This is a genomic window from Bilifractor sp. LCP21S3_F8 (assembly GCF_052117805.1).
GTDB lineage: Bacteria > Bacillota > Clostridia > Lachnospirales > Lachnospiraceae > Bilifractor.
Window position 1 is genome coordinate 56,153 of record NZ_JBQKIK010000008.1, and the last position, 19,254, is coordinate 75,406.

General features: G+C 51.4%; 16 protein-coding genes. 13 read left to right on the forward strand and 3 right to left on the reverse strand.

All coding sequences use genetic code 11. The annotated features are described in order from the left end of the window. Positions 1 to 70: 70 nt before the first annotated feature. Positions 71 to 436, reverse strand: coding sequence for a diacylglycerol kinase family protein (locus tag ACTQ3A_RS05715; protein ID WP_441098879.1), 366 nt, complete (start codon positions 434 to 436; stop codon positions 71 to 73). Positions 437 to 772: 336 nt separating this feature from the next. Between ACTQ3A_RS05715 and hcp the strand changes: the two genes are divergently transcribed. Further along, entirely contained in the window at positions 773 to 2,635 is a 1,863-nt protein-coding gene (gene hcp / locus ACTQ3A_RS05720; RefSeq protein WP_441098878.1) for a hydroxylamine reductase, read from the forward strand. 175 nt (positions 2,636 to 2,810) lie between these two features. Here the strand turns inward: hcp and ACTQ3A_RS05725 are convergent, their stop codons facing one another. Further along, positions 2,811 to 3,863, reverse strand: coding sequence for an SPFH domain-containing protein (locus ACTQ3A_RS05725; RefSeq protein ID WP_441098877.1), 1,053 nt, complete (start codon positions 3,861 to 3,863; stop codon positions 2,811 to 2,813). A gap of 356 nt (positions 3,864 to 4,219) precedes the next feature. On the opposite strand from ACTQ3A_RS05725, the gene ACTQ3A_RS05730 reads away from it, so the two are divergent. The 8 genes from ACTQ3A_RS05730 (at position 4,220) to ACTQ3A_RS05765 (ending at position 12,444) form a co-directional block, all read left to right on the forward strand. Beyond that, complete coding sequence (locus ACTQ3A_RS05730; protein WP_441098876.1) at positions 4,220 to 4,993, forward strand: hypothetical protein; 774 nt, start codon at positions 4,220 to 4,222, stop codon at positions 4,991 to 4,993. Further along, positions 4,990 to 6,552, forward strand: a complete 1,563-nt coding sequence (gene cls / locus ACTQ3A_RS05735) for a cardiolipin synthase (protein ID WP_441098875.1) — start codon at positions 4,990 to 4,992, stop codon at positions 6,550 to 6,552. Before ACTQ3A_RS05730 ends, cls begins: the two co-directional genes overlap by 4 nt. 450 nt (positions 6,553 to 7,002) lie before the next feature. Further along, positions 7,003 to 7,764 carry a Fe-S cluster assembly ATPase SufC gene (sufC, locus tag ACTQ3A_RS05740; RefSeq protein ID WP_441098874.1) on the forward strand — a complete coding sequence of 254 codons (762 nt, stop codon included), beginning with the start codon at positions 7,003 to 7,005 and terminating at the stop codon, positions 7,762 to 7,764. Positions 7,765 to 7,773: 9 nt separating this feature from the next. Next, complete coding sequence (gene sufB / locus ACTQ3A_RS05745) at positions 7,774 to 9,186, forward strand: Fe-S cluster assembly protein SufB (protein ID WP_441098873.1); 1,413 nt, start codon at positions 7,774 to 7,776, stop codon at positions 9,184 to 9,186. Positions 9,187 to 9,196: 10 nt separating this feature from the next. Then, positions 9,197 to 10,273 (forward strand): SufB/SufD family protein, encoded by a 1,077-nt coding sequence (locus ACTQ3A_RS05750; protein ID WP_441098872.1) that lies wholly within the window; start codon positions 9,197 to 9,199, stop codon positions 10,271 to 10,273. Beyond that, positions 10,260 to 11,495 carry an aminotransferase class V-fold PLP-dependent enzyme gene (locus tag ACTQ3A_RS05755; RefSeq protein WP_441098871.1) on the forward strand — a complete coding sequence of 412 codons (1,236 nt, stop codon included), beginning with the start codon at positions 10,260 to 10,262 and terminating at the stop codon, positions 11,493 to 11,495. The genes ACTQ3A_RS05750 and ACTQ3A_RS05755 overlap by 14 nt, the downstream gene beginning before the upstream one ends. Beyond that, on the forward strand, positions 11,485 to 11,976 hold the full coding sequence (sufU, locus tag ACTQ3A_RS05760) for a Fe-S cluster assembly sulfur transfer protein SufU (RefSeq protein ID WP_441098870.1): 492 nt from the start codon (positions 11,485 to 11,487) through the stop codon (positions 11,974 to 11,976). The genes ACTQ3A_RS05755 and sufU overlap by 11 nt, the downstream gene beginning before the upstream one ends. Positions 11,977 to 11,988: 12 nt before the next feature. Further along, positions 11,989 to 12,444 carry a DUF1934 domain-containing protein gene (locus tag ACTQ3A_RS05765; RefSeq protein ID WP_441098869.1) on the forward strand — a complete coding sequence of 152 codons (456 nt, stop codon included), beginning with the start codon at positions 11,989 to 11,991 and terminating at the stop codon, positions 12,442 to 12,444. Positions 12,445 to 12,731: 287 nt separating this feature from the next. Here ACTQ3A_RS05765 and ACTQ3A_RS05770 read toward each other — a convergent pair whose 3' ends face one another. Further along, positions 12,732 to 13,202 (reverse strand): hypothetical protein, encoded by a 471-nt coding sequence (locus tag ACTQ3A_RS05770; protein ID WP_441098868.1) that lies wholly within the window; start codon positions 13,200 to 13,202, stop codon positions 12,732 to 12,734. A 401-nt stretch (positions 13,203 to 13,603) separates the two neighbouring features. On the opposite strand from ACTQ3A_RS05770, the gene ACTQ3A_RS05775 reads away from it, so the two are divergent. The 4 genes from ACTQ3A_RS05775 to cysK all read left to right on the forward strand — a co-directional run bounded on the left by ACTQ3A_RS05775 (position 13,604) and on the right by cysK (position 19,190). After that, positions 13,604 to 15,358, forward strand: coding sequence for a hypothetical protein (locus ACTQ3A_RS05775; protein ID WP_441098867.1), 1,755 nt, complete (start codon positions 13,604 to 13,606; stop codon positions 15,356 to 15,358). 183 nt (positions 15,359 to 15,541) lie between these two features. Then, positions 15,542 to 16,792 (forward strand): trigger factor, encoded by a 1,251-nt coding sequence (gene tig / locus ACTQ3A_RS05780; protein ID WP_441098866.1) that lies wholly within the window; start codon positions 15,542 to 15,544, stop codon positions 16,790 to 16,792. Then, positions 16,785 to 17,783 carry a sigma-70 domain-containing protein gene (locus ACTQ3A_RS05785; RefSeq protein WP_441098865.1) on the forward strand — a complete coding sequence of 333 codons (999 nt, stop codon included), beginning with the start codon at positions 16,785 to 16,787 and terminating at the stop codon, positions 17,781 to 17,783. Before tig ends, ACTQ3A_RS05785 begins: the two co-directional genes overlap by 8 nt. A gap of 474 nt (positions 17,784 to 18,257) precedes the next feature. Further along, entirely contained in the window at positions 18,258 to 19,190 is a 933-nt protein-coding gene (gene cysK / locus ACTQ3A_RS05790) for a cysteine synthase A (RefSeq protein ID WP_441098864.1), read from the forward strand. The last annotated feature ends 64 nt before the right edge of the window (positions 19,191 to 19,254 follow it).

The window sequence follows — 19,254 nt, forward strand, 5'->3', positions numbered from 1 at the left end:
ATTCCTGAATTTCATAAGGAGCAAAATACGATATAGGTTTGGGCTGCTTCCGACTTTCAGACCCGCAGGATCAAAATACCTTCGGGACAAAGATGAGAAGCCCGATGATTGCGGCAAAAATCGCCGATATCAGAACCGCTCCGGCTGCAGCATCCTTTGCAAGCTTTGCCAGCGGCTGTCTCTCCGGGGATACCAGATCGATACAGGCTTCGATGGCGGTATTGACAATTTCCAGGCTCAGCACCTGCGCGAAGAGAATCATGCAGATCATCCATTCAGTCATGCTGATGTGCAGGACGCAGCCGGCAATGATGACAAGCGTCATAAAACCCAGATGAATCTTGATGTTGCGCTCTCTGCGGATGCAGGCCCAGATGCCCTGGAAGGCATATCCGAAGCTTTTATATAAGGGATTCTTTCTCAATTTGACGCTCATCCTCTGCTTTAAAGGTTTTCCTTTCCCGGCTTCAGTTACAGAATTTTTATAACTGAATTGTACCACTGTCGGCGCAACAATACAACTTCCAACCGTTCCCGGCAGCTGCGGGTATAACCGTCCCCGGCAGCTGCGGATGGACGGTATCGGCGTGAATGATGACCGGTATTTTAAGAGACAGGGTATATGGGATCGGGCTTTGTGTGGACGGTATCAGCGTGAAGTGCAACCGGAAACAGGAAAGAAATTAAATTTTGTAAGATTTGTTACGGCAAAATTGTATTTTTCTGTTATACTGAACTCATTCTGATGTTGAAGTTAATCCCAGGAGGTATAATGATGGATACAAATAATGCGATGTTCTGTTATCAGTGCCAGGAGACGATGGGCGGAACGGGCTGTACAAGAGTAGGAATGTGTGGCAAGAAGCCGGATCTTGCCGCGATGCAGGATCTGCTGATCTATGTGACGAAGGGACTGTCTGCGATTGCCACACAGCTTCGCAGAGAAAAGACAGAGGTCACGGCGGACGTGAACCACATGGTGACGTCAAACCTTTTCGCAACGATCACGAATGCGGATTTCGACAAGGAGGACATCATCTCCAGAATTGAAGCGACGCTGAGGAAAGAAGATGAACTTCTGGCTAAGGTGAGCAAGAAGGATGCTCTGCCGGAGGCGTCTCTGTGGAGAGGGTCTCGCGAGGAGTTTGCGGCAAAGGCCGCTGGTGTCGGAGTTCTTGCCACAAAGGATGAGGATATCCGCAGCTTCCGCGAACTGATTACCTACGGAGTGAAGGGGCTTGCCGCTTATGTGAGTCACGCGAACGCACTTGGAAAGGAAGATACCGAGATCGATATGTTCATACAGAGGGCGCTGGCACAGACCATGGATGATACGCTCACTGGTGGAACCCTTCTCGCACTTGTGATGGAGACCGGACGATATGGCGTTCGCGGCATGGATCTGCTGGATCGCGCCAACACGGAGACATACGGCAATCCGGAGATTACAAAGGTGAATATCGGCGTTCGCAGTAACCCGGCGATTCTGATTTCCGGTCATGATCTGAAAGATCTGGAGATGCTTCTGGAGCAGACACAGGGAACCGGCGTGGACGTATACACACACGGCGAAATGCTTCCGGCGCATTACTACCCGGCGTTCAAGAAATATGAGAATTTTGCCGGCAACTACGGAAACGCATGGTGGAAGCAGAAGGAAGAGTTCGAGAGCTTCAATGGTCCGGTTCTTCTGACCACGAACTGCCTGGTTCCGCCGAAGGATTCTTACAAGGATCGTCTGTTCACAACCGGCAATGCCGGCTATCCGGGCTGTGTTCACATCGACTCGGATGAGAACGGACACAAGGATTTTTCCGCAATCATCGAGATGGCTAAGAAACTGCCTTCACCGACGGAGATCGAAACCGGAGAAATCGTAGGAGGCTTCGCGCATAATCAGGTATTTGCGCTTGCGGACAAGGTAGTGGACGCGGTAAAGAGCGGAGCGATCCAGAAGTTTATCGTGATGGCTGGCTGCGACGGCCGCGCGAAGACCAGAAGTTACTACACGGATTTCGCGAAGGCGCTGCCGAAGGATACGGTGATTCTGACAGCGGGCTGCGCGAAGTACAGATACAACAAGCTTGATCTCGGAGAGATCAACGGGATCCCGAGGGTACTGGATGCTGGACAGTGCAACGATTCGTACTCCCTGGTTCAGATTGCGCTCAAGCTGAAAGAGGTGTTCGGATACGACAATCTGAATCAGCTTCCGATTGTCTACAACATCGCATGGTATGAGCAGAAGGCGGTAATCGTACTGCTTGCTCTTCTTTACCTGGATGTAAAGCACATTCATCTGGGACCGACGCTCCCCGCGTTCCTTTCTCCGAATGTCGCAAACGTGCTGGTGAAGTATTTCGGCATTTCCGGAATCGGCACCGTTCAGCAGGATATTGACTCCATGCTTGGAGGCTCTGATCAGCTGATCCGTGCGGATATGATTGTCGGCGATATTGTGCAGGCATATCCTTCTCTGGTGCCGGTAATGCTCAGCTGCGGTCTTCACTGCATCGGCTGCGGTGTCTCTGAAATGGAGACACTTGAAGAGGCATGCATGACCCACGGACTGGATGTGTATGATATGCTGGATATTCTGAATGACGAGCTTGCGCACGAAAAGAATAACAAGTGATTTTCTGACGCAGATATGAGAGACCGCCACACCGGCTGTATTGCAGTTGGTGTGGCGGTCTTTTATTTACGCGAACAGTGAGCCGCAGCCGAATGCGAAGTATTCGTGTTCGGCGAGCGTCGCGATAGCGAGATAAAACTCGCGCAGCGTGTTTTATCTCGATGGGGACGGTGCTTTATATTTCAGTGTTGTCAGAGCGTTGATCTTCAGAGACAACAGAAGAATTGATCGCGGCGGAAGCGGCTGCCGCTTCCCGTCCGCCCCGGCCGGTTTCGTTCGTGATGCAGGGGTCCTTCGGAACAGCGGGCTTAGGCTTCGGGTTCCGGTTGATGGGTGTCGTATCACCGATTCCCAGTGCCTCCCCGGCTACGCCGAGGGAGGAAATGACATTCGCAATGTCAGAAGGCATGTAGATCTTGGTGGCTCTGCCGTCGGAGACGTCTTTGAGGGCTTCGATTCCCTTCAGCTTCAGGACACTCTCACTGATGCCTGCCCTGTTCAGATCACTGATACCTGCAGCCTCCGCCTCATAGACGAGCTTGATGGATTTGGCGCGTCCCTCGGCCAGAGCGATCTGAGCGTCACGTTCCGCTTCAGCGGCCAGAATCTTCGCCTTCTTGTCGCCCTCTGCCCGGCTTACAACGGCTTCCTGATGCGCCTGTGCCTCCAGAACCGTCTGACGGCGCTCGCGTTCTGCCCTCATCTGCTTCGTCATGACCTCTTCGATCTCCTTCGGGGGCTGGATATTCTTGATTTCCACGCGGGTGACCTTGATGCCCCAGGGATCGGTCGCCTCGTCGAGAATCGCCTGCATTCTTCCGTTGATTGTCTCGCGGGAGGTGAGCGTCTGATCCAGTTCCATGTCGCCAATGATGTTTCGCAGCGTCGTTGCGGAGAGGTTCTGCAGACCGGAGATCGGATTTTCAATTCCGTAGGTGTAGAGCTTCGGATCAAATACATAACAGAAGACAACCGAGTCGATCATCATGGTGACGTTGTCCTTGGTAATGACTGGCTGCGGCGGAAAGTCCAGTACCTGTTCCTTCAGGGATACTTTTTTGGCGATTTTTTCAACGATAGGCATTTTCAGATGAAGACCCGCATTCCAGATTGTCTTGAACTTTCCGAGGTGTTCAATGACGTATGCCTCTGCCTGCGGAACAATCCGAATGTTCGCCGCGATAAGCCAGATAACGAGAATCGCCAGAATAATCCAGATAACTGCCATATGAAATACTCCTTTCATGGATGACTGCAGGGCTGCTTATATGCAGCGCGGCAGCCGGGTTTATACAATATTGTGGTGCAGGTAAAGCCCGCGCAGGCGGCTGTCGAAGTCTCTGCCCGCGTTCTTACGAAATGGCGGCTTCAGCTGTATCATCAGTATATCATGACATATCCGCCAACGCATTAATTATTTTCGGAAAGTAAGAAAAATATCTAAAAATAGTGAGAATTGTATTCTGCGAACGTAAGGTGTACGACAGCAAATCCTCATCCCCCGCAACCGGATTGTTTTTAGGTGTCTGAAGTTATAAAATAGATAGTAACTCGTTACAAAAACTGAAGAAATGTGAGGACAATATGCGATTTGAGAAGAAAAATACGGAGGTGATTGATGACCCGGTCCGTCACGCGGAATCCGTGTATCAGAAGAAATTTCACGTTGTGCAAAAGGCAGTACCGTGGGAATCGGTTTCTGGTGTATGCGTGACCTCGCAGTTCAGTTCCCTGGGAAAAGGGTATCAGAGACACTGCGGCCCTGTGGCGATTACAAATCTGATTCTGACACTGGATAAATGGTCTCTATGTGGAAAAAATCGGGAAAATACTGAAAGAGTGAAGGGGAGATATACGGATTCCGGGCAGAACTGGCAGAATTGCGGGCAGTCTCTTCTGCCGGAGGATGTGTTCCTTCGGGTGAGCGGAATCGGTGAAAAAACGCTGATCTATCATAACATGGATCTTTTTCATCATTTCGGAGGAACCAGTGATGCTCTGACGGGGCTTTATATCCGGGTCTGCCTGAGAAAGTATCACCTGGTATGCTCTGTCCTGCCGTGTGTCCCATATCGGAAAGGCCTTTTCATGGAGTGGGCGAAGGAGGGGCGGATTCTGTATCTCCAGCTGCGGAATCATCCCTGCTACGGGGATCATCATGTGATCTGCTACGGGGCAGTAGAGGTGGAAAGCGAGGACCGGGAGGAGCACGAGCTCTACCTTGCGATCGCGGACGGATGGGCGCCGCATCTGCGGTACCTTGCCGTGTCCGGACTCGGAATCTGCTTCGTGCATCAGATTATTCCGGAGAAGATCAGACAAAAAATATCCGCGGGCAGAACAGGAGGGTCAATTTGAGTGAGAAGATGAGAGTCGAGCAGAAGAGCTGGACAAAGACAAGTATTGTGCGGGTGTTTTTCTTTGTGATCCTGATTGTGATGCAGTTCGCGTGGATTTTTACAATGATCACCAGTCTGGAGGCCAGGCTGCCCTGGCTTTCCACGACGATTACCTTCGGAGCCATGATTCTGACGCTCACAATTTTTGCGCGGCACATGAACGCGTCGTACCGGATGTTCTGGATGATGGTTGTCATGGCTTTCCCGATGGCGGGGATTGTCTTTTACGCGATCATGGGAAGAAAAAATTCCACCCGGCGCATGCGGCGTGAGTTTGAGGAAATCGATCATGAGCTGTTCCGAAAGCTGAAGCAGAGCCGAAAAACGCTGGAGGCACTGGAAAAAGAGGATCAGAGAGCTGCCGGAGCCTCCAATTATCTGTGGAAGACCTGTGGTTTTCCGGTGTACCAGAACACGCGGGTGAAGTTTTTCCCGGATGCGGCGGAAGCCTTTGAGTCACAGCTTCATGATCTGGAGAATGCGCAGCATCATATTTTCATGGAATATTTCGCGATTGAAGAGCAGGGCGCTTTTGAAAGAGTGTTTCGGATTCTGAAGAAAAAAGCTGCGGAGGGCGTGGAGATCCGTATGATCTACGATGATATCGGAAGCATTGCTTTTCTGAACCGGAAATTTAACCGGAAAATGGAAGAGGCGGGCATCCACTGCATTCGGTTCAACCCTGTGCTCCCGCTGCTCAATATCTTCATCAACAACAGGGATCACAGGAAAATCATGGTGATCGACGGGGAAATTGCCTATACCGGCGGCTACAATATGGCGAATGAATATTTCCATATAACAAAGCCGTATGGCTTCTGGAAGGATACCGGAATTCGTCTGGAAGGCGCTGCTGTGCGCAGTTTTTCTCTGATCTTTCTGGAAATGTGGGATCTGCTCAGTCACACCGACCCGGATTGTGATGTGAAGAAATATCTGCCGGAGATCCCCGGAGGAATCGGGAGCGACGGCTATGTGCAGCCCTATGCGGACAGCCCTCTCGACGATGAGCCGACCGGCGAAGAGGTCTATATGAATATGCTCAGGTCGGCCAAGAACTACGCGTATTTCGTGACACCGTATCTGATTATTACGGACGAAATGCGTCGGGAGATGGTGGGCGCCGCGAAGAGAGGGGTTGACGTGAGAATCATCACCCCGGGGATCCCGGACAAGAAACTGGTCTACCAGGAGACAAGGTCCTACTATTCGGGACTGGTCCGCGGAGGTGTTCGGATTTACGAGTATACGCCGGGCTTCTGTCACGCAAAGATGAGTATCGTCGATGACCGGTCGGCCACGGTCGGGACGATCAACCTGGACTACCGGAGCCTGTATCTTCATTTCGAGGATGGGGTTCTGTTCCACCGCACCAGCATTGTCGGGGAGATCAAGGCGGATTTTGAGAAAATGCTGCTGGAATCCGAAGAGGTGACGGATCGATACCGGAAGGGTGCGCAGACGATTTTGCAGCGGTCTGTGCGCGCGCTTCTCCGGTTCGTCGCGCCGCTTCTCTGAGACGGTAAACAGCGTCACATACTTTATAGGCTGCGGATTGCGTCTTATTCTGCATCAGAGTCTCTTGCGCGCGCTTCGGATGTGACGATTATATGCGAATGGAAAACGCAGTGGAGAGACGTCCTCAGTCTCTTCCGCGCTTGCGGCGGTCCAGTCTGCGTTTTGGAAGTGCTGATAAAGCAACTGGAATCCTTCCCGGTTTTGCAGAATGCCGCTTGCAATTGAAAATACAGTGTTATATAATGAAGCGACTGAAAAGTGTAGCATTTTACTAGGGTTTATTTTACAGGAACCGTGAAAAAGCGAGGAGATGGAGGATTCACACGGTATGCGATGCTATGTGCCGCGTGCCGCGCGAGTGCGTATCACAGAGAAATTCGCGGCCTGTACAGTTTGCGATCAAAGCAGATCGCAGGAATGTTTTACGGACAGTGATATCAGGAGGATGTTATGGCAGATATTTTATTACAGGTGAAGGACCTGTCAGTCAGTGTAGAGGACAAGGATATCCTGAAGGGATTAAACCTTGAGGTGAGAAAGGGAGAGACCCACGTTCTGATGGGACCGAACGGAGCGGGCAAATCCACACTCGGAAATGCGCTGATGGGCAATCCGAATTACATCGTCAAGAGCGGCGATATTATTTTTAACGGCAAGAGCATTCTGGATGAGCCGGTGAATCAGAGAGCAAAGGACGGCTTGTTCATGTCCTTTCAGAACCCTCTGGAGGTTCCCGGAATTTCTCTTTCGAACTTTATCCGCAACGCGTTGGAGAACCGGACAGGCGAGAGAATCCGTCTCTGGGATTTCCGCAAGAAGATTGCGGCGGCAATGGATGTTCTGCAGATGGACCACTCCTACGCGGAGCGTGATCTGAACGTTGGCTTCTCCGGCGGCGAGAAGAAAAAGGCAGAGATTCTTCAGCTGCTCATGCTGAATCCTTCTCTTGCGATCCTTGATGAAACCGATTCCGGTCTGGATGTCGACGCGGTGCGCACCGTATCCAAGGGAGTTGAGGAGTATCAGAAGAACAGAGACGGATCGCTGATCATCATCACACACAGCACTCGTATCCTGGAGTCGCTTCATGTGGATGCCACACATGTCCTCGTAGACGGCACGATCGTTGAGAACGGCGACGCGTCACTCGTAGATGAGATCAATGAGAACGGATTTGAGCGGTTCATTAAGGAAGAAAACGGAGAGGCATAAGGAGATCATATGGCAAAGGAAAAGACATACGTCGAGGATATAGACCGGAGTATGTACGACTTCCGAAATGAGGAAAAAGATGAGTTCCGAATTGAGGAAGGCCTGACTCCGGATATTATCCTTGAGATTTCAAAAGAAAAAAATGATCCGGAATGGATGAGGGATTTCCGTCTGAAATCTCTGGATATCTACAACAAAAAGCAGGTTCCTGACTGGGGACCGTCCATTGAAGGCCTGGATATGGATAACATTGTCACTTATGTGCGTCCGAACTCCAAGCGTATGGCAAAAGACTGGAATGATGTTCCGGATGAGATCAAGGACACATTTGAACGTCTCGGAATTCCGCAGGCGGAGAGAAAATCTCTTGCGGGCGTGGGCGCGCAGTATGATTCCGAGCTTGTATATCACAACGTAAAGGACGAGGTTGCGGCACAGGGTGTCATCTACACGGATATTGAAAGTGCGCTCCGCGGAGAATACGCGGATATGATCCGGAGCCATTTCATGAAGCTGGTACCTCCGACCGATCATAAATTCGCGGCTCTTCACGGCGCCGTGTGGTCGGGCGGATCCTTCGTGTACGTTCCGAAGGGGGTTCATGTGGACATTCCGCTGCAGTCCTACTTCCGTCTGAACGCCAAGGGCGCGGGACAGTTCGAGCACACACTGATCATCGTGGATGATGATGCGTACCTTCATTTCATCGAGGGCTGCTCGGCTCCGAAGTATAATGTGGCGAACCTCCACGCGGGCTGCGTCGAGCTTTACGTAGGAAAAAATTCGACACTTCGCTACTCCACGATCGAGAACTGGTCAAAGAACATGTACAACCTGAACACAAAGCGTGCGCGGGTTGAAGAGGGCGGAAAGGTAGAATGGATTTCCGGTTCCTTCGGCTCACACGTATCCTATCTGTATCCGATGAGCATTCTGGCCGGAAGAGGCGCACGGGCGGAATTCACAGGCGTGACCTTTGCGGGAAAGGGACAGAATCTTGACACCGGATGCAAGATGGTGCACAGCGCACCGGATACTTCCTCCTATGTCAGCACCAGATCCATCTCGAAGGACGGAGGTATCAGCACCTTCCGCAGCTCCGTTGTGGTCAACAGTCAGGCGAAGAACAGTAAGTCATCAGTGTCCTGCCAGTCTCTGATGCTTGATGCCGAGTCCAGATCAGATACGATTCCGGCAATGGATATCCGGACACAGCAGGCAGATATCGGACATGAGGCAAAGATCGGCCGTATCAGCGATGACGCGGTGTTCTATCTGATGAGCAGAGGACTGTCCGAGGAGGATGCCCGCGCGCTGATCGTCAGCGGATTCGCGGACAATGTAGGCAAAGAGCTTCCTCTTGAGTATGCGGTTGAGATGAATAATCTGATCCGTCTCGAGATGAAGGGCAGTATAGGTTAAGGAGGCAGATATGGGAGAAAACGGAAATATAAAAATCAACCGGCTGCCGGCTATTACCTGGTACTGGCTGAATATGAACGAGGCAAGTGTCGGAACAAAATTCTCCGGCGCGGCTGTGGCTGACGCGGAGGTTCCGGAGGGTATACAGACCCGTGAGTCAGAGAAAAATCTGTTTCCGGAGCAGCCGACCGGAGCGGGAAAGGCTTTTACAGAGGCAGTAGAAGCATCCGCGCAGGGCGTACAGGTGTATACCGCACCGGCAGGTACTAAGGCCGGGAAGGCCCTTCGCCTGAGGTATACATATCAGGATGGCGACAGACGGGTGAACGCGGTGAACCTTGTGGCCGAGAAGAACAGTGAGCTTACGGTTGTGATGGATTATACTGCCGCTCCGGACGCTTCCGGTGCCGCGGCGGTTCAGACAAAATTTTCTGTCGGCGAGAATGCAGTTCTCCGCCTGGTGCAGATCGTCCGGGTCGGTCAGAATTTCAGCTTTATCAATGATCTCGGAGGAAAAACAGGAGACAACGCAAGGGTTGAGGTTATTCACCTCGTGCTTTCCGGAAAAGAAGTCTATCAGGGCTACCAGATCGATCTGGCCGGTTACCATAGCAGCCTGAAGACAGATATCGCCTATCAGGTCGCTGGGAACGGTCATCTCGACATGAATTACTTCGCAAATCACATCGCCAGAAAGACCGAGTGCGAGATTAATGTCAACGGTGTTCTGCGCGACAAGGCATCGAAGATCCTGCGTGCCACGATCGATCTCAAGCGGGGCGCTGTAGGCGCGGTCGGAAATGAGAAAGAGGATGTTCTTCTGATGGATGAGGGCGTCAGAAACCAGACGATACCGCTGATCCTGTGTACAGAGGAGGACGTGGTTGGAAATCACGGAGCCACGATCGGAAGACTGGATGAGAGCCTCATGTTCTATCTCGAGTCGAGAGGACTGGACAGGGAAGAGATCTATGAAATGATGGCCAAGGCCAGAATTGACGCCACGGTGCGGATGATCCCGGATGAGAAGACAAAAGAGGACATCAATGAGTTTCTGGGAGGAGGCCTGGAGGATGACGAAGACTGAACGCAGGGAGGAGGATGAGCGGATCCGCAGGGATTTTCCGCTTCTGAATCCCGGTGAGGCATATCTTGATAATGCGGCGACAACCCAGAAACCACAGGCTGTTCTGGATGCGGTTACAGAGTATTATCGGAAATCAAACGCAAATCCGCTCAGAGGACTGTATGCACTGAGCGTAGAGGCAACCAGGGAATACGAGGATGCGCGGGAGGCGGTCCGCTCGTTCATCAACGCGAAGAGTACGGAAGAAATTATTTTTACCAGAAACGCGACGGAGAGTTTGAATTTGATCGGCTATGCGTGGACGGAGGATCATCTGAGCGCTGGAGACGAGATACTGATCACCGTTATGGAACATCACAGTGATATGCTTCCGTGGCAGCAGGCCGCCAGAAGAACCGGTGCGGTTCTGAGATATCTGGAACCTTTAGAGGACGGCACCATCACGGAGGAGATGTTCCGCAAGGCTCTGACGCCAAGGACCAAACTCGTGTGCATGACGCAGATTTCCAATGTGCTCGGCTGCAGAAACGATGTGAAGACATTTGCGTCTATCGCTCACGAGCAGGGAGCGGTGTTTGTATGTGACGGCGCCCAGAGCGTGCCCCACATTCCGGTGGACGTGCAGGACCTGGATGTCGATTTCCTGGCCTTCTCCGGTCACAAGATGCTTGCGCCGATGGGAATCGGCGTGCTGTACGGCAGGAAGGAGATTCTGGAGAAGATGCAGCCCTTCCTGTTCGGAGGAGAGATGATCGAGTACGTCACCCGCGAGGGCGCGACCTACGCGGAGCTGCCGCACAAGTTCGAGGCAGGAACCGTAAACGCCGGAGGCGCTGTCGGCCTTCACGCGGCGATCGATTACTACAACAGGATCGGGTTTGACCGCATCATGGAGCGAGAGGAATACCTGACCCGATACACCATGGAACGGATGAGAGAAAATCCGTATATTACAATTCTCGGGTCGGAGGATCCGAAGAACCATCACGGCATCATCACCTTCAAGGTCGAGGGAGTTCATCCTCATGACATTGCGGCAATTCTGGACAGTCTTCATGTGGATGTCCGGGCAGGCCACCACTGCGCGCAGCCGCTTCTGAAGTTCCTTGGCATCCCGTCCACCACGAGAGCCAGCTTCTGCTTCTACAATACGGAGGAAGAGGCAGACAGACTGATCGATGCTTTGAATTCGGTGAGGAAGGAAATGGGCTATGCAGAATAATACATTTTATAATGAGATTCTGACCGATCATAATCTTCACCCGGCGCACAAGCATGAGCTTGAGGACGCGGATTATGAGCTGGAGGGGGTGAACCCGAGCTGTGGGGATGATATCGTCCTGAAGCTGAAGATTAAAGACGGAAAAATTACAGACGGGGCGTATGTCGGAGATGGCTGTGCCATCTCACAGGCTTCCGCGGATATGATGCTGGATCTGATCATCGGAAAAACCATCGATGAGGCAAGACATCTCTCTGACATTTTCCTTCGAATGATCAAGGGAAAAATCACAGATGAGGAAAGAGACGAGCTCGAGGAGGCTGGCGTTCTTCAGGATATTTCACACATGCCTGCCCGTGTAAAGTGTGCCGTCCTCGGATGGCATACGATGGATGAGATCTTCGATGATCCGGAGAAGGCGAAGAAGAACTTTACGGCGATTAAGGGACCGTCTGATTCCTCCAACATCTGTCATATGTAACCGGTACAGAAAATGGATAAAAATGTCATTGTCTCATTAAAGGGTTTTCAATATGTCCGGTCAGACGATGAGAACAAACCGGTGGAGATTATGATGCCCGGAGTGTACTACCACAAGAACGGTCAGCATTATGTCGTGTTTGACGAGGTTGAGGAAGGGTTATCCGGAAAGACGCACAGTGTCCTGAAATTTACAGAGGACAGGCTTCTTGTCCGCAGAAGCGGGACGATAGAGGTGGAGATGCTCTTTGAGAAGGAGAAGAGAACATGTGCGTCCTATCATACACCTTTCGGGATGATGAATCTGCAGATCGCCGCAACATCGTTCCGGTTGGAGGAAAATGAAAACCGCATCGATTACCGGGTGGGCTACGCGCTTACCGTGGAAGACGATGTAACCGCTGACTGCGAGGTTGAGATTCGCATTGAGTCAAGAAACGGCGGGGAGTTTCATCTGACGGGCGATTAAGGAAAACGGGAAAAATACTTCGCGGCAGGATCGGGCTCTGAGTTTACACGGTTTGTATGATAAAAGTTTGGATATCATTATATGACAAAAGTTTGGATATCAACGAGATAAAACACGCTGCGCGAGTTTTATCTCGCTATCGCGACGCTCGCCGCACACGAATACTTCGCATTCGGCTGCGGCTCACTGTTCGCGTAAATAAAGGGAAAGAGGCCGGAATCTCAGGATTCCGACCTCTTTTCCTATTGGCCGCTGAATGCGGATCAAATTGAGGAGACACAAAAGGATTACTCCTCGCCGCGTCCCTTGCGGAGCAGCTGTTCCATTTTGCTTTCTTTCTTTTTCTTGCCGGCATTATCAAGCTTGCCGCGAATTGCGCGGACATCTGTTATGTACAGGCCGGAAATCGTAGCCTTGACCTCCTTCTTCAAGGGAATGACGTCAAATACGTTCTTGTCGCAGATGAAAGAAGAAACCATAGCCCCTCTTCCGGTATTGACTCTGGCTTTTACGACAGGAAATTTACGGCCGCGAAGCATTTTCGGGGTCTGCTGCAGGACAATATCCGGAAAACCGGCGTCCTTCAGTTTTACTTTCTTCTTGTCAATAACCAGCATTGTGACATTTTGCTTTTGCGCATCGATCTGCTCCTGCTGTTCCGCCTGCTTCTTCTCGGCGCGTTTGCCCAGAAAATACAGGATGGCAATCACAGCGGCGGCGATCGCAATCACGATGATCAGCACTACCCACCAGCTCATGTCCTCATACCTCCTACCTTTATGTTGAAAATATCTATCCTATTCTAGCATTCCTGCGGGCAAAAGGCAATCGGAACCATTCACGGTGCGTCCGAAATCTTTGTCGGATCTGTATGACATATCCGCCGGATTGATATTCGGAAAGAAGTGTGGAGACGGCGGATCTTGCGCGCTTTCAGCTGTGCGTGTAAACAGCCAGTTGTATTCCGGAAGGCAAGGCGAAGACAGCAGACAAAGAGCACTGTCATCAGCGCGTGAGGAGGTGTTCCGGGGCGCGGATATTGCGAAGAGAGCGTATTTGCGTTATGATTATTGACACGGTCGGCCAGTCCGGCAAGGTATGATCAGGTTGATTTACGAGATGTATTCGCAGGAAGAGAGATGCCTGCAGGGGGTATCCGTTGACTGATAACAAGAACAGGCGGAGAAATTCAAGCGGAGACAGCAGAAAAGCTGACGGAAAGCATTCCGGTATGCAGGAACTGAGAACAGGTGATGAGCAGAAACCGGAACAGGATGAGGAGCGGCTTGCAAGAGAGAGAGCACGAACGAGAAGAAGGCGGCAGGAGATGGCGCGCAGGCGCCGAAAACGCCGCAGAATCATCCGAATGGTTCGGATTTTTCTGTGTATCGTGGCAGCTGTACTGGGCTTTGCCGGCGTGATGGCTGTTGTCGGAAAATACAGGCGGGACAAGGCTAAGACAGAATCGGATGCTGCCGCGGCGAAAGCGACGGCCCAGACAATGGATACCTATCCGGGATCCGAGGTGCTGAATCTTACGTTTCCGGTTCTGACGCTGGATGAGGCTGCGGCTTCCGGGACATCGCAGTCCGGATCGGCGGATCAGGACGAAGCATCAGATCAGAACCGTGCAGCGGATCAGGATGACAGCTCGGATCCGGGCGGGACGTCAGAAGACAATGACACATCGGATCTGAACGGCACAGCAGATCAGGTGGACGGAACAGAGAATGTGGATTCTGCGGATAATAGCACCGCAGAGAGTTCGTTGTCCGGAACCGACGGAGGTTCTGTTCTGACGGTGACGGAGTTCCAGAAGATCCTTCAGGATTTATATCGCCGAAACTATGTCCTGGTAGATCCTGAAAGCATTGCCGACAGCGGAGACGGCACGATGAAGGAAGGAAAGGTATCGGTTCCCATCGGGAAAAAACCACTGACCATCACGGAAACAGGTGCCGGTTATACGCCAGGTTATGACGGACATGCAGACAGCCTGACGCAGAAGGAGGATGGAAGTCTGACAAATACCTATACCGATTCGGAAGGGAAGGTTCAGACGGGAGATGTCGATGTCATCACCTGCCTTGACGCTTTTATCAGGGAACATCCTGATTTTGCCAGTCAGGATGCCCGCGGTGTCATCGCTGTGACCGGGCAGAACGGGATGTTCGGATATGCTCTTGAGGTGAGCGGAAATCAGGCAGGAAAGCTGAGCGCGGACGCGGTCCGTGAGGTGCAGGAAAACGAAGCGCGTTATTCCGGATCCGATACGGGAGATACCGGAACAGGCAGCACGGGAAGTGCAGACGCTGGAACAGAAGGTACAGGAACAGAAAGTATGGAATCAGGCGCTTTCTCAGGAACGGACGGCTCCGGGACAAATCTGATTCAGCCGGGAAACGTCGGAGATGATTCGGAGGAATCATCGGGGACAGAAAGCGTCTCTGCGGACAGTACAGAGAATGCGGACGATCCGGGAAGTGCAGGAGATGTGACTTCTGAAATCACAGAAACGCAGGTAGAGCAGAATAAAGAAACGCTTACCTCTCTGATCAAAGCACTCAGGAATGAAGGATGGCGGATGGCAAGCGGTACATATGCGGACATCAGCTACGCCGGTGATTATGAACTGATAAAGGCGGATGCGGACAACTGGGAGGAGAAGATCGGAAGTCTTCTCGGGAATACGGATATTCTGGTTCTTCCTCATGGGGGAGATATCGGAAGCTGGAGCGGTTATTCAGACGGTGATTCGCGGTACGAATACCTGAAGAGCCTGGGTTTCCGGTATTTTATGACAGAAAATGATCAGGAGCTGACATGGATTCAGACGGGGGAGGATTATGTACGAATCGGGATGCATACGATTTATACTGCCGATGTCTACCAGACTGTTATGAGTCTGCAATAGGGGCAGTGCCCGTTGCATGAGCGGTTTTCCGGCAGCAGGACAAGAGTCTGCCGTGAATATGAAACAGATAAACGTGCCCTGGATGCAGGGAATCACAGGTCGGATACTTCGCCAGTGGAAGACAACATCGGCTACAGACAAAGGATAATACTCTGCGGGCGCAGTTTTACAGGATGTATCATTATGAAAAGAAAAATATTAATAACGGCGATGTGCCTCATGGTAACGTTGTCTACCGCGGGATGCGGAGCATCTGGCGGAAAAAACACTGTACAGGAAACGTCACAGGAAACATCACAGGAAACATCATCGGACACGTCGGTGATCTCGTCTGGGTCTGACGGAGCAGAGGCGGCTTTATCCGTGTCTTCCTCCTCGGAAAGCCTTACGGATCAGATTCTCGCCGCTCCGGTCAGGGACGGGGATTTCAAGATCGCAGACGCGATTACGCTGGGCAATTATAAGAAGCTGGACCTCACGAAGGAGATTCAGACCGTGACAGATCATGATATCACTTCCTATATTGAATCACAGATGACACCGGAGGAGGTGACAGACAAGAACGCGGCAGCGGCATTGGGAGATACTGTAGATATTGCCTATGAGGGGAAAATTGACGGGAAGGCTTTCGATGGCGGATCCAGTGACAGCTATGACCTTACCCTCGGATCCGGAAGCTTTATTGAGGGATTTGAAGACGGCGTGGTAGGAATGAAGAAAGGAGAAACGAAGGATCTGAAGCTTCGTTTTCCAGATAATTATTATTCCTCCGATCTTGCCGGAAAGGATGTCGTTTTTACTGTCACAGTAAATGCAATCAAAAGAACACCGGAGCTGACCGATGACTGGGTAAAGAACTATACCAATAATTCGATCTCTGATGTTGCGGATTACAGGGAGTCTGTCAGGAAATCTCTGACACAGCAGGAAGAGGAAAAAGCAGAGTCCGAGCTTCAGGGAGAGGCGTGGAATCAGGTGCAGCAGGCCAGTGTCTATCATTTCCTGCCAAAGGAATATGTAAAGAACGGGGAAGAATCCTTCGAAGCCAATATCAAGTCAGAAGCGGAGAAATACGGTCTCTCGCTGGATGAATATATAGAGCAGTCCGGGATCGACCAGGATACTTACAGCAAACAGAAAGAACAGAATGGAAGGTATGCGGCCGCGAGTAAACTGCTGCTGGGTGCTCTGGTGAAGGCGGAGAAGCTTTCGGAGAACAGTCCGGCCTACCAGAAGGAACTGCAGAAGGCGGCGGATCTCTACGGCGTTTCTTCTGATGATCTGATCAGCAAAAACGGGAAGGATAACGTTTATAACTATGTTATGACAAATGTTGTGCTGGACCGGATTATCGGCTATGCTCGTGTAAAGGAAAAGAAGGTATCATCAGCTGAAAATACAGATCAGGATTTGACAGGTGATTACAATGGATAAGGATAGAAACATGAAGCCGGAGGAATTCCGGAAGAAGCTGCAGAGGATTCTTCAGAATGCCAACGATCTCGGGGGACATATAGAAAAAAATGATGTAAGTAAGTTTTTTGAGGAGGACGGTCTTTCTGCGGAACAGATGAACCTGGTGTATGATTTCCTGTTGTCAAAGAAAATCATTGTGGAAGGTATTGACAGGAAATTGCCATTGGAAGCGACAGGGGGATCAAATGAAGCGGCGGAGCCGGAGGCTTCCGATGATGAAAATGACGGCTATCTCTGGACGGACGAGGATCAGGCATGGCTGGAGGATTATGCCGAAGAGCTGAGCGGGATTCGCGCGGAAGAGGACGGGGAATGGGAGCGCCTGGCGGAGGAATGCAAGAACGGAAGCACGGCGGCAAAGCGAAGGATCTCGGAGCTCCTTCTTCCGGAGGTTGTCGAGACGGCAAAGCAGATGTATGAGCCCGGTGTGCACCTCTCAGATATGATACAGGAAGGCAGCCTGAGTCTGGTTCTGTATCTGGACGGGCTGGATCCCTCTGAGCTGACGGATCGTGAGAATGTGAGGCGAAAGCTTATGACAGAGGTCCGCGAGGGAATTCTGGCGATGCTGGAGGAGCAGCGGGACATCCATACACGGGATGAACGGATGGTGGAAAGAGTCGAGGATTTGAAGAGGAGTATCACGGCTCTGAAGGAACAGCTCGGCAGAAAGGTCTATGTCGATGAGCTGGCGGAGTATATGAATATTTCAGAAGATGAAGTGGAGGACATCCTCCGCCTGGCGGGAGAAAATATTCCGGAAGACGGGGGCGAACAGGGAGGTCCGGTCTCCGGTGCGGTTTCCGGAGAAGACGCGGGCGGAGCACTGTTTTCCGCGGAAACAGACAAAACCATGAAAAACGGCGCTTCTTACCGGACTTCCGGGGTTCCTGACCGGAAGGGAAGAAAGACTTTTTATAATCCGGCCGGTCGCATCCGGCGGAGATGAGAATTAAAAATCCAGGGTGAGATTTTTACAAGAGTATGGTTTGCCAATTGAAAAAATACAGCCGTAAGAGTATATAATGAGAGAAGTCACTGCCGGAGCAGACATATGTCGGGGAGACATGCCTGCTCCGGCATATTTTTTTAAAACTTCTAATTTCCTATTGACAAACAGGACATTAATCCCTATAATCCTATATATCAGCTAGGAAATACGAGATATAGGAGGTAACAAAAATATGAATCACCAGTTGAACAACCTTCCGGCTGTGAACGGAGACATGCGATGTTGTTGCCTCCGGTCGACAGAATAATACAGCAGAAGAGAACAGAGAAGTGAACGGCAGACAAAGCCGGTGAGACAACGGTTAAGCGATGCAGGGTTTCCGGTAATGACGGATGAGCAGAACTTATCACAGAAGGAACACAAACGGAACAATCATGAGATCCTCGGCAGAGGAAGAAAAGGAGATTTGAAATGGCTAATATTTACAAGAACGCAACAGAACTGATCGGCAAGACACCGCTGGTAGAGCTTACAAGCTTTGAGAAGGAGTACAACCTCGACGCGAGACTGCTGGTAAAGCTTGAGTACTTCAACCCGGCGGGAAGCGTCAAGGACAGAATCGCAAAATATATGATTGAGGATGCCGAGAAGTCCGGAAAGCTTCAGCCGGGCGGGACCATCGTAGAGCCGACCTCCGGAAACACCGGAATCGGTCTTGCGTCCGTAGCTGCTTCAAAGGGCTATAAGGTTATTCTGACAATGCCGGAGACCATGAGCGTTGAGCGACGCAATATCCTGAAAGCATACGGCGCACAGCTTGTTCTTACAGACGGAAGCAAGGGCATGACCGGTGCAATCGCAAAGGCAAAAGAGATTGTGGAAGCAACACCGGGAGCGGTTCTTACCGGACAGTTCGACAACCCGGCAAACCCGAAGGCTCATTATGAGACGACCGGCCCGGAGATCTGGAACGATACCGACGGAGAGGTGGATTACTTCCTGGCAGGCATCGGAACAGGCGGAACCCTTACCGGAACAGGCAAATATCTGAAGGAGCAGAAGCCCGACGTTAAAGTGATCGCCATCGAGCCGACAACATCTCCGGTTCTTACGGAGGGCCATGGCGGACCGCATAAGATTCAGGGTATCGGCGCGGGATTTGTTCCGAGTATTCTGGATCAGAAGGTTTATGACGAAGTTATCACCGTTGATAACGAGGTTCCTTTCCAGACCGCAAAGGAACTGGCACATAAGGAGGGAATTCTGGTTGGAATTTCTTCCGGTGCGGCACTCTGGGCAGCTCTTCAGGTGGCAAAACGTCCGGAAGCCAAGGGCAAGACAATCGTAGCGCTTCTCCCGGACAGCGGTGACAGATATTATTCAACCGCACTGTTTGAGAACTAATTAAGAAATATTACGCAGACGAGAAAAGCACGACAGCCGGCTGCAGGAGTGCAGAGATAGAATG

Bases quoted from the DNA above. Each gene is read 5' to 3' on its own strand.
- ACTQ3A_RS05770 (WP_441098868.1), bottom strand. From the start codon at position 13,202: ATGAGCTGGTGGGTAGTGCTGATCATCGTGATTGCGATCGCCGCCGCT.
- ACTQ3A_RS05730 (WP_441098876.1), top strand. From the start codon at position 4,220: ATGCGATTTGAGAAGAAAAATACGGAGGTGATTGATGACCCGGTCCGT.
- ACTQ3A_RS05715 (WP_441098879.1), bottom strand. From the start codon at position 436: ATGAGCGTCAAATTGAGAAAGAATCCCTTATATAAAAGCTTCGGATAT.
- hcp (WP_441098878.1), top strand. From the start codon at position 773: ATGATGGATACAAATAATGCGATGTTCTGTTATCAGTGCCAGGAGACG.
- ACTQ3A_RS05750 (WP_441098872.1), top strand. From the start codon at position 9,197: ATGGGAGAAAACGGAAATATAAAAATCAACCGGCTGCCGGCTATTACC.
- sufC (WP_441098874.1), top strand. From the start codon at position 7,003: ATGGCAGATATTTTATTACAGGTGAAGGACCTGTCAGTCAGTGTAGAG.
- ACTQ3A_RS05785 (WP_441098865.1), top strand. From the start codon at position 16,785: ATGGATAAGGATAGAAACATGAAGCCGGAGGAATTCCGGAAGAAGCTG.
- cysK (WP_441098864.1), top strand. From the start codon at position 18,258: ATGGCTAATATTTACAAGAACGCAACAGAACTGATCGGCAAGACACCG.
- sufB (WP_441098873.1), top strand. From the start codon at position 7,774: ATGGCAAAGGAAAAGACATACGTCGAGGATATAGACCGGAGTATGTAC.
- sufU (WP_441098870.1), top strand. From the start codon at position 11,485: ATGCAGAATAATACATTTTATAATGAGATTCTGACCGATCATAATCTT.
- ACTQ3A_RS05755 (WP_441098871.1), top strand. From the start codon at position 10,260: ATGACGAAGACTGAACGCAGGGAGGAGGATGAGCGGATCCGCAGGGAT.
- ACTQ3A_RS05725 (WP_441098877.1), bottom strand. From the start codon at position 3,863: ATGGCAGTTATCTGGATTATTCTGGCGATTCTCGTTATCTGGCTTATC.
- tig (WP_441098866.1), top strand. From the start codon at position 15,542: ATGAAAAGAAAAATATTAATAACGGCGATGTGCCTCATGGTAACGTTG.
- ACTQ3A_RS05765 (WP_441098869.1), top strand. From the start codon at position 11,989: ATGGATAAAAATGTCATTGTCTCATTAAAGGGTTTTCAATATGTCCGG.